The following is a 9,605-nucleotide window of genomic DNA, read 5'->3' as shown; positions in this document are numbered from 1 at the left end:
TTCTTGGGGGCTCAAGTTCGCGAGCCGCGTTACGGTTGGCCTGTGTGTTTAGAAGCGTTTTACGGCCTTCGGTCATGGTTGTGCCGGTTCGGGGTTCGGGGCGGCGGGTGGGTTTGTCGGCTGCCGGTTTACGTGTTCACGACCCCGCCGCACCTCAGGCCTCTTCAACTCCAGTAAGCCAGGGCAAGAGCAAGATCAACGGCAAGAGCACAAGCAAGATCAAGGTCAAGAGCCCTGGTGAAAGGCCGGCGCCTCCGGCGGGGGCTCTTGGCTCCCTCGGGGAACTGGCGCAATTCCATAGGGTGGCCGAGCCAGTCTCAGCGGCGGCGGTTTGTGAGGTGGTGCGGTCCGTTCCCCACGGCCGCGTCGTCAGCCCCAAGGGGTACAGCGCCGAACCCCGGGAGTAAAGTCCGCGCGCTTGCGGTCAGGCGTGGAGGTGGCGGCCGCGTACAGCGCGAACTTGACTCCCGAGAACCGGCACTGTAGGCAAAGCCCTGCCGACGCGACCGAGGGGAACGAACCGAAAACCGACCGGAGAAGTACAAAACTGGTGGTGCGAGGCAGGCGGCTCGGCGAGTTCGGCCGCCGGTCCAGGTGCTGGCCAGCGCACCGGCGCCGGGGGTGCGCACTCCGGGTTGGCGGGCGCCGGATCAACCGGGCCCTCGAAGCCCGCTGCGGGCCCTGTGATCGCTATTCTTCCGGTCGGTTTTCGGTTCGTTCCCCTCGGATGCGTCGACAGGGCTTCGCCTACAGCGTCGGTGGCCGTACCGACCGCGAATACTGACCCTGACGCAACCCCTCGCGTCCGCCGCTTCGTCAGTGGGGTGACCACGGAGGGGAGCGGCGGATGCGGGAAGCACGCGAACGAGAGTTCGACGAGTTCGTCCTCGCACGGCAGCAACGGCTGCTGCGAACGGCGTATCTGTTGTGCGGGGACTGGCATCTGGCCGAGGACCTCACGCAGAACGCGCTGGCGAAAGTGTATGTGGGCTGGAACCGGATCCAGCATGTGGAGCAGATCGACGCCTACGTGCACCGGATGTTGTTTCGCACCTACATCGACACCTATCGGCGGCGCCGTAAGCGGGAGATCCTGAGCGCGGCGGTGCCGGACGTCGCTGGCACTGGTATTGCCAGCGACGTCCGGCTGACTCTAATGGCCGCACTGGCCCAAGTCACCCCGCGCTATCGCGCTGTGCTGGTGCTGCGGTACTGGGAGGACCGCAGCGTCGGCGAGACCGCCGACGCGCTCGGCCTTTCCCAGGGCTCGGTGAAGTCGCACACCCACCGTGGTCTCCAACAATTGCGTTCGGTCCTCGGGGACCAGGCGCTGGATCTCATCCGGAGCTGAGGAGGCCATGATGGAGGAGACAGATGTGGGGCGGGTGTTCGCCGCGGCGGCGCCCGAGGCGGTGCCGGTGGTCGGGAACCTGCCGGAGCGTGCGCGGGCGCTGGGAAAGCGGCGCCGCAGGCAGCGGGCGTTCATGACCGGTGCCGGGGCGGGCGTCACGGCGGTGGCGGTGGCCGGGGCGGTGGTCGCGCTCGGCGGGTTCGGGAGCGGGAAGCCGGTGTCCGCGACGAATGTGAGTCCGGGCGGACCGCTTTCCAGTTCGTGGCACGTGACCACGGCTCCGGCGACACCTTCGACGCCGCACTCGATGCCCAAGTCCAGCTACAGCTTCCTGCAGCAGACCGACGATCCGGTCGCCGACGCGAAGGTGCTCGCCGCGGTGAAGGCGGCGCTGCCGAGCAAGGATGGGGTATCGCTACGGTTGAATCGGGCCTCGGAGGACAAGAACGGCTACGGCGCGGAGTTCGACATGGGCTCGACGATACTCGGCGTCTCTGTGGGCAGCTATAACCCGAATGTCCACGGCACACCGTCCATGTGCGCGGCCGATCCGGGGCACTGCACCAAGGGCACTGCGACGTTGCAGGGGCACCAGGTCCGGTGGGAGTACTACTACGGCGATTCGAGCGCTCCCAACCTCAACATCTACGACGACCAGGGCGGGATCAGCTACCTGGTCACGGCCGATCCAGCCGATCCAGGAGCGAAGTCATCGCAGCCGCCGGGGTTGGGGTTGGCCGAGATGAAGGGCGTGGGGCTGAACGAGCAGGTGGCGGCGGCAGAACTGGCCGCGTGGACGACCCGCTGAGCCCGAGGGTCGGGCGACCCTCCCTACGTCCCCACGTCCCTACAAATCCCTAAATCCCTACAACCAGCCGCGCTGCTGCGCCGCCCGGATCGCCTCAGTGCGATTCCGGGCGGCGGTCTTCTGGATGCAGGCCGACAGGTAGTTGCGCACCGTCCCCTCGGACAGGTGCAGCCGCCGCGCGACGTCGGCGATGGTCGAGCCGTCGGTGCAGGCGCCGAGCACGTCGCGCTCGCGGGGGGTCAGCGGGTTCTCGCCGGCGGCCAGCGCGGCGGCGGCCAGATCCGGGTCGATGACCCGCTCGCCGCGCAGCACCTTCCGGATCGCGGCGACCAGCTCGGCCACCGGCGCGTCCTTCACCAGGAACGCCGAAGCCCCCGACTCCATCGCCCGCCGCAGGAACCCGGGTCGGCCGAAGGTGGTCAGGATGATGATGCGGACGTCGGGCAGGGCGCGGTGCAACGCGTCGGCGGCATCCAGCCCCGACATCCCCGGCATCTCGATGTCCAGCAGCGCGACCTGCACATCGGCCGCCTTCGCCGCCGCCAGGACCTCGTCGCCGCGACCGACCTCGGCCACCACGGCCAGGTCGTCCTCGAGGTTGAGCAGGGTCGCCAGAGCGCCACGCACCATGGCCTGGTCCTCGGCGAGCAACAGGCGGACGACATCGGTGGAGGCGGTCATGGGGCCAACCTACCCGTCGGCAGATGGGCGGAGCAGGTCTCGGCGGAGTAGCAGCGCTCGGTTGCAACCCAGCGACCCGGTAATCCCGCAATCCCGCAACCCCGCAACCACAAACCACAAACCACAAACCACAAACCACAAACCACAAACCAGCAACCAGCAACCAGCAACCAGCAACCAGCAACCAGCAACCAGCAACCAGCAACCAGCAACCAGCAACCAGCAACCAGCAAGGCTGCCCTCCCCCAAGCCGGGCCGCGCGCCGCCCGACCACCGGCCACCAGCCACCGGCCACCGGCCAGCGACCACCGACCGGCTCTCAGCTCTCAGCTGCCAACCAAGTCCGGCCTCACCCCAAGCCGCGCGCCGCCGACCCCCGCTCCGGAGCCGCGGCCACCAGCCGAAAGTCTCCATCGCCACCGCCCACCGAAAGCCGCCCCCCGACCGCGTCCAGCCGCTCCCGCAATCCGGTGAGCCCGTGTCCTCCGCAGGCGTCCGTCTCCCCCGCCGTCGCCGCCAGCCCGCGTCCGTCGTTGCGCACCGTGAGCACCATCTCGTCTCCCTGGTGCTCCAGTGTGACCTCCACGTGGTCCGCGCCGCTGTGCCGGATCGCGTTTGTCACCGCCTCGCGCAGGCTCCAGGCCAGCGCCGACTCGCTCAGCGGGTCGAACTCGCCGGTCGCGGCCGCCACCTCCGGGGCCGCGGCGAGCTTGATGCCGGCCGCGTCCAGTGCCGCGTGGGCCGAGGCCACCTCCACCGCGAGCGTGGCCAGGCGGTAGCCGCTGACCGCTTGGCGGATGTCGGTCAGGGTTTGGCGTGAGACCTGCTCGATCTCCTCGACTTCCTTCAGTGCCGCGTCCAGGCGCGGGGTCGGGCCGTCCGGGGCCGCGTCCCGGGCCTTGATCAGCATGCGCTGTGCCAGCTCCGACTTCAGGGTGATCATCGACAGCGAGTGGCCGGTCAGGTCGTGCAGGTCGCGGGCCAGGCGCAGGCGCTCCTCGTTGGTCGCCAGGTGTGCCACCTGGGTGCGGGCCTCCCGCAGTTGGCCGATCAGGAGCGCCATCTGCCGGATGCCGAGGGTCGACATGCCGGCGAAGAAGGTCGGGAAGAGCAGCGTCAACCAGGTGCCGAGGGAGCGCAGATCGCTGGAGATGAGGCAGCAGACCGTCATCATCGCCAGGGAATACAGCACGCCCCGATAGGCCACCCCCCTGGTCATCGACAGCCCGAGCCCCGCGCCCGCGCCGACGTACACCCACATCCCGGCCAGGTCCGAGTCCACCCAGAGGCTGGTCACGAAGGCGATCACGCCCATCACCACCAGGATCGGCGCCACCCCGCGCGGGGCCTCGTTCACCACGCCGACCCGGCCGCTCTTGGGGTAGACCTGGAACGCCAGCCAGCCGTACATGATCACGAACACCGTGACCAGCGAGTAGATCAGTACCTGGAAGCCGACGGTGTGGTTCGAGGTGGCCACCTTCGCCACCGGGTCGACCAGGTAGAACAGCCAGACCGCGGCGAACATCCACTTGAACCGCCCCGGCTGGCCGACCCGGGGGGCGGCCATCAGCAGGGGCGGTTCCTCGAAAGCCGGCAAGCGGCCGGCCGGTCCCGCCGCGCCGGCCATCCCCTCCTCAGCCGGTGCCGGCGGCCCCTGGGCCGACCGCTTGTTCCGCACGTCCATCACCTCCGTATCGTGCCTCTCCCTCCGGGTCCCTCCGCAATTCGGCGGGTCCCGGGCCGGCTCGCCGGCGCCGGGACCCGCCGGTCAGCTCACTGTTCCTTCGCCGACCGGTACGAGAGGACCGCCAGCAGGGCGAACAGGACGCCCCAGGCCACCACCACCGCGATCGAGGTCGCCGAGACCTTGCCGGTGCTGATGATGTCCGTGCCCAGCTTGTGCGCCTGGTACGTGGGGAACCACTTGCCGATCTTCTCAAGCGTGCCGCCCAGCGGGAACCAGAGCCCGCCCAGGAGCGCCATCGGGAAGAAGACCAGCATCACGGCCGGCTGCGCGGTCTCCGGGTCGAAGCGGTAGCCGATCGCCACCGCCAGCGAGACGAAGGTCATCGAGACCAGCCACAGCACCAGGGCGTTCACGACCCACTTCCAAGCCGGCATCTCCACGTGGTTCAGGAACGCGCCGATCCCGAACACCACCAGCACCGACGGGATGGTCGTGACCAGCGAGGTGATCACCTTGGCGAAGATGTACCCCCAGCCCGGCAGCGACGTCAGCCGCAGCTGCCGGGTCCAGCCCGACTTGCGCTCGGTGGCGATCCGGATGGAGTTGTTCATCAGCGCCCCGGCGAACGCGCCGTAGGTGGCCATGCCCAGCATGTAGTAGGACTTGAAGTCGACCTGGTCGACCGTCGCCGTCTGCTTGCCGATGATCAGGTACAGCGCGGCCGGCATGGCGATCGCGAAGATCAGGTAGCGGCCGTTGCGGATCACCCGCATGACGTCCAGCTTGGTGAGGGTGAGCGTGGCGTTCATCGCGCCGCCTCCAGGGTTGCGGTGGTGGTGCCGTCAGCGTGGTTGTTGTCCTCGGCGGTGATGGCGATGAACGCCTGCTCCAGGCCCAGCGCCTGGATCTCGATCTCGGCCGGCCGGTAGCCGGCGTCCAGCAGCGCGTAGAGCGTGGCGTCGGAGTCCGAGGTCTGAAGCCGCACGATGTCCGCCTGCCGTTCGACGCTGACCAGGTTCGGCAGCCGGTGCAGCACCGCGTCCTGCACCCCCGGCAACCGGAACGACAGCCGCTTGGCCCCGGCGCTGGCCTTGATCTCGGCCGACGAACCGTCGGCGAGCAGCCGCCCCTTGTTGATGACGATGACCCGCTCGGCGAACTGGTCCGCCTCCTCCAGGTAGTGCGTGGCGAACAGCACCGTCTTGCCCTCGTAGGCGCGCTCCCGCATGGTCGCCCAGAACGCCTGCCGGTTCTCCACGTCCATCCCGGTCGTGGGCTCGTCCAGGACGATCAGCGGGCTGTCCCCGATGATCGCCATCGCGAACTGCACGCGCTGCTGCTGCCCCCCGGACAGCTTGTCCACCCGGCGGTCGGCCAGGTCGGCGATGTTGGCCCGCTTCAGCGCGTCGGCGACCGGGATCGGCCGCGGGTGGAGCTTGCCCCACAGCTCGACCTGCTCCTTCACGGTCACGTCGCTCATCAGCCCGCCGGACTGGAGCATCGCCCCGACCATGCCGTGCTTGATCGCCTCGGCCGCGGTGCCGCCGAACAGCGCCACCCGGCCGGAGTCCGGCCGGCTCAGCCCGAGCAGCATGTTCAGCGAGGTGGACTTCCCGGCGCCGTTCGGGCCCAGGAAGGCGATGGTCTGGCCCGGCTGCAAGGCCATGGTCAGGCCGTTGACGGCGTGCACCGGCCCCTTGGGCGAGTGGAAGGTCTTGCTCACGTTCTCGAACTCGACTACCGCCCCGTTCGGGCTTCGAGTGTCTCGTGGCATTGCGGCGTCCCCAGTCGTGTGTGGCTCGTTTTCCCGTTCGACATCAATGACACCAGCCCGACCTGGGCCGCGACCATTGTGGAAGCTCGTGAAAACGGCATGACAGCTGTCATGTGCGCGCCGGTGAGGAAACCTCATGGGGCGCCCGGGACAATCAGCACCGGGCGCCCCACCAGACCCACCAAGAACTACTCGGCAACTACTCGGCCAGCACCGATCGGTACAACTCGCTGACATGGATGGCCTGCTCGGCGACCCCGTACCGCTCCAGCGCCCCCGGCGGCGCGCAGCGGTCCACCGGCTTCAGGTCCGCCGCCTCGCGCAGCGCCGAGACGAAGGCGTCCGGCCGCGAGGGCACCCGCGCCGCGCGGTCTCCCAGACTCGGCAGCCCGTCCAGCGCCGGGGAGTCCGAGTACACCGCGGGCAGCCCGCACGCCACGGCCTCCAGCGGCGCCAGCCCGAAGGTCTCCGACGGCGAGGGGGAGGCGAACACGTCCATCGCCGACAGCAAGTCCTTGATTTCCAGCATCCCGCCGCCGACGTCCCCCGTGAAGTGCACCCGCCCCGGCATCAGCTGGTTCGCCAGCCGCTGGAGCCGCGCCCGGTCCGGTCCCGCGCCGACGATCAGCGCGGTCGCGCCGTCGATCCGGCACGCGGCCTGGATCAGCACCTCGAAGTGCTTGTCGGGGTCCAGGCGGCCGACGCCGCCGATCACGAAGGCGTCCGTGTCGATGCCCAGCACCTTGCGGACCAGGGTGCGGGCGTTGGGGTCGAAGCGGAACTCGCGGATGTCGATGCCGTTCTCGATCACCTCGACCCGTTCTATGCGCCAGGCCCGCAGGTAGTCCGCGACGGCTTGCGAGACCGCTATCGTCACCCGGCCCATGCGTTCGGATGCGCGGTACAGGCCGCGCACGCCCAGCCGGTCCTTCGGTCTGCCCTCGATGAGTTCGCGGCCCAGTGAGTGCTCGGTGGCCACTATGGCGCGGACGCCGGCCAGGCGGGCGGCGAGGCGGCCGTAGAGGTGCGCCCGGTACAGGTGGGTGTGGACCACGTCGAAGCCGCCGTCGCGGACCAGCTTCGCCAGGTGCATCAGCGAGGCCATGTCGCGGTTGGAGGGCATGCGCAGGTCGTGGACCCGGAAGCCGGCGGCCCGGATGCGCTCCCCGACCCGGCCGCCCTCGGTCAGGCACGCCACCTCGCACTCCTCGGGCAGGTGCTGCAACAGCGTGGCCAGCTGGCGTTCGGCGCCGCCGGAGGCCAGGCCGGTGATGACGTGCAGGACTTTGGTCATGCGGAGCCGCCTTCCTTGCCCCGCGCGCCGGAGCGCGGCACGGCGGCGGCCGAGGCGTCCGCACCGTCGCGGACGCCGGCGCGGGGACGGGCCGAGTGCTGCTGGGATCCGGACCGGTCCTGGACGACAGGAGCCGGCGCCGGCGGCGGGATCAGAGGCTTGATCCGCGACCGGATCAGAGGTTTGATCCGCGGATGGGCGGCGATATCGGATACGACCCCCTCCGGACTGTGCGCGGGCACAGCTGTGCCCGCCCGTGCCACCGGTTCCCCCCGGGACCCGCGCGTCGATCCGCTGCGGAATCCGCCGTCGGCCGTCCCCATAGCCGGATCCTAAGAGCCCTCATTTATGTTGACAACGGCACCGGCGGGCGACTGGTTCACCTGCGTCCGATGTTCGGCCTATGTCAACCGTTACAGTCACCTTGTTTCAGGGGGCGGTCAGCAGGGCGAGCACGGCTCGCGCATGACTCATGAGTCGCACGCACATCAGAGAAAACACTGCACAGGCCATCAGCGCGCCGAACGCGCGGCCCCGGGCGAGGCCGCGGCGGACCGTGGCAGACCGCGGCGCCGCCGTCATCGCAAAGGCTTGAGATACCTCAATGCCGCGACGACGGAGCGCCCAGCAACCCGCCCAACAGCGACCCGTCCGATCCGTCCCCGGGCGCGGTGCCGGTCGGCGTCCCGGCCGAAGTGGCGCCACCGGTCGGCGTGCCGCCGGCACCGCCGCCGCCCGGGTTGGCAGCCGTCCCGGTCGCCGTGGGCGAGTTGGACGCCGACGTGGCCCCGCCGGTGGCCGCCGACGTCGGGCCGCCGGCGGTTCCGCCGCCGGTCGTGGTCCCGGAGCCGGACGACCCGGCCTCGCCGCAGACCACCTTGTCCTGCGCGGCATAGGAGCTGTGGAACACCTGCCGGATCGGGTCCTGCCCGGACTTGGTGAGGATCCGGGTGACGTCCACCTGGAAACCGGGGACTCCGTCACCGGCCACACAAGAGTCAGCCTGCGAATACGTGGTCTTCGGCTGCACCAGCGCGTAGTGCGGCGAGGTCTCGGTCTGCACCGAGTCATACGCCTTCTGCCCCAGCACCGCGACGGTCACCGCGTTGTCCGTGGCGCTCGTCCAGAGGTAGACAGGCGCACCGGAATCGTTCTGGAACTTCAGATCCGCGTCCGGGTAGGTCACCGCGGCCTCCATCCCGGGCGGGAAGTGGTCGGTCACGACGGCGTGCGGATGGTGCTCCACATCGTGCAGCCCGGCCAGGTACTCCGCGTTGAACAGCGCGGTGGCGACCAGCGAGGTGCCCGAGCCCGCGTCCTGCGCGGCAGTGGAGGACGAGGACTCGCCGGTGGCCGGGATGAACCCGTTCGCCGACGTCCGCGCGCCGAGGACCTGGTTCAGGCTGAACACCTGCCCCGGCTGCACGATCTGGCCGCGCACCAGGCCGGCCGCGTTCTTGACGTTCGCAGTGCGCTGCGAGGAGGCGCTGTAGGGCGCGGTGTACAGGCCCATCACGTCGTGAATCCCCAGCGCCTGCGCGGCATCGGTGGTCAGGGTCGGCGGCAGCGGGCCGATAGGCACGGTCGCAATACGCTGCGAAGAGGAGGTCTTCGTCAGCACCGGCAACACAGCGTTCTGAATCGCGGTGGGCGCGTAGCCGACACCGTTCTTGCCCGGCACCAACACCGGCTGGCCGCTCGCGACCGTGAACGAGGCGTCCGTCGGCGGCTGTTCCAGCTTGGCCAGCGCCTCGTGGTCGAGTTCGGAACGGATCCCGGCGCCGTCCAGCTTGGGCACCAGAGCGCCGTGGCCGTCCGGCTCGATCGCCAGGTGCCGGCCCAGGACCGCGGGCTTCAGGACGGTGTGCACGCTGCCGGTGACCAGGGTGACCGAGCCCACCATCGCCGGCCGGGCGAAGTCCTGCATGGCCTGCGCGACGGCTGCCGGGGTGACGGTCGGCTGGACGTCCTGGACGGACAGCGCGACCGGCGGGCCGGGGAAGCTGC

Annotated in this window: 9 protein-coding genes; 2 read left to right on the top strand and 7 right to left on the bottom strand. The window is 69.8% G+C overall.

Annotation, left to right across the window (positions count from 1 at the left end; genetic code table 11):
- The first annotated feature begins 847 nt into the window (after positions 1-847).
- Together IZR01_RS45365 and IZR01_RS45360 are read left to right on the top strand one after the other, a co-directional pair.
- Positions 848-1,351: a SigE family RNA polymerase sigma factor gene (locus IZR01_RS45365; RefSeq protein WP_194927444.1), complete on the top strand. Its 504-nt coding sequence runs from the start codon at positions 848-850 to the stop codon at positions 1,349-1,351.
- 7 nt (positions 1,352-1,358) lie between these two features.
- A complete protein-coding gene (locus IZR01_RS45360; protein WP_194927443.1) occupies positions 1,359-2,159 on the top strand; it encodes a hypothetical protein in 801 nt (266 codons plus the stop codon).
- Between the two features lie 57 nt (positions 2,160-2,216).
- On the opposite strand, the gene IZR01_RS45355 is transcribed toward IZR01_RS45360, so the two are convergent.
- The 7 genes from IZR01_RS45355 to IZR01_RS45330 all read right to left on the bottom strand — a co-directional run.
- Entirely contained in the window at positions 2,217-2,840 is a 624-nt protein-coding gene (locus tag IZR01_RS45355; RefSeq protein ID WP_194895283.1) for a response regulator transcription factor, read from the bottom strand.
- Between the two features lie 9 nt (positions 2,841-2,849).
- On the bottom strand, positions 2,850-3,089 hold the full coding sequence (locus IZR01_RS54600) for a hypothetical protein (protein ID WP_438939726.1): 240 nt from the start codon (positions 3,087-3,089) through the stop codon (positions 2,850-2,852).
- A gap of 100 nt (positions 3,090-3,189) precedes the next feature.
- Complete coding sequence (locus tag IZR01_RS53885; protein ID WP_194895282.1) at positions 3,190-4,521, bottom strand: sensor histidine kinase; 1,332 nt, start codon at positions 4,519-4,521, stop codon at positions 3,190-3,192.
- Between the two features lie 95 nt (positions 4,522-4,616).
- Positions 4,617-5,339, bottom strand: a complete 723-nt coding sequence (locus IZR01_RS45345) for an ABC transporter permease (protein WP_194895281.1) — start codon at positions 5,337-5,339, stop codon at positions 4,617-4,619.
- Complete coding sequence (locus tag IZR01_RS45340) at positions 5,336-6,304, bottom strand: ABC transporter ATP-binding protein (RefSeq protein WP_194895280.1); 969 nt, start codon at positions 6,302-6,304, stop codon at positions 5,336-5,338. The genes IZR01_RS45345 and IZR01_RS45340 overlap by 4 nt, the downstream gene beginning before the upstream one ends.
- Positions 6,305-6,503: 199 nt before the next feature.
- Positions 6,504-7,598: a glycosyltransferase gene (locus IZR01_RS45335; protein WP_194895279.1), complete on the bottom strand. Its 1,095-nt coding sequence runs from the start codon at positions 7,596-7,598 to the stop codon at positions 6,504-6,506.
- Between the two features lie 601 nt (positions 7,599-8,199).
- The coding region (locus IZR01_RS45330; RefSeq protein ID WP_194927442.1) for a VanW family protein at positions 8,200-9,605 on the bottom strand (1,406 nt) is incomplete at its 5' end.

Source organism: Catenulispora pinisilvae, from assembly GCF_015356865.1.
Taxonomy (GTDB): Bacteria; Actinomycetota; Actinomycetes; order Streptomycetales; family Catenulisporaceae; genus Catenulispora; species Catenulispora pinisilvae.
This window is presented reverse-complemented; position numbering and strand designations above follow the sequence as displayed.

Bases quoted from the DNA above. Each gene is read 5' to 3' on its own strand.
- IZR01_RS45355 (WP_194895283.1), bottom strand. From the start codon at position 2,840: ATGACCGCCTCCACCGATGTCGTCCGCCTGTTGCTCGCCGAGGACCAG.
- IZR01_RS45335 (WP_194895279.1), bottom strand. From the start codon at position 7,598: ATGACCAAAGTCCTGCACGTCATCACCGGCCTGGCCTCCGGCGGCGCC.
- IZR01_RS45345 (WP_194895281.1), bottom strand. From the start codon at position 5,339: ATGAACGCCACGCTCACCCTCACCAAGCTGGACGTCATGCGGGTGATC.
- IZR01_RS45360 (WP_194927443.1), top strand. From the start codon at position 1,359: ATGATGGAGGAGACAGATGTGGGGCGGGTGTTCGCCGCGGCGGCGCCC.
- IZR01_RS45365 (WP_194927444.1), top strand. From the start codon at position 848: ATGCGGGAAGCACGCGAACGAGAGTTCGACGAGTTCGTCCTCGCACGG.
- IZR01_RS45340 (WP_194895280.1), bottom strand. From the start codon at position 6,304: ATGCCACGAGACACTCGAAGCCCGAACGGGGCGGTAGTCGAGTTCGAG.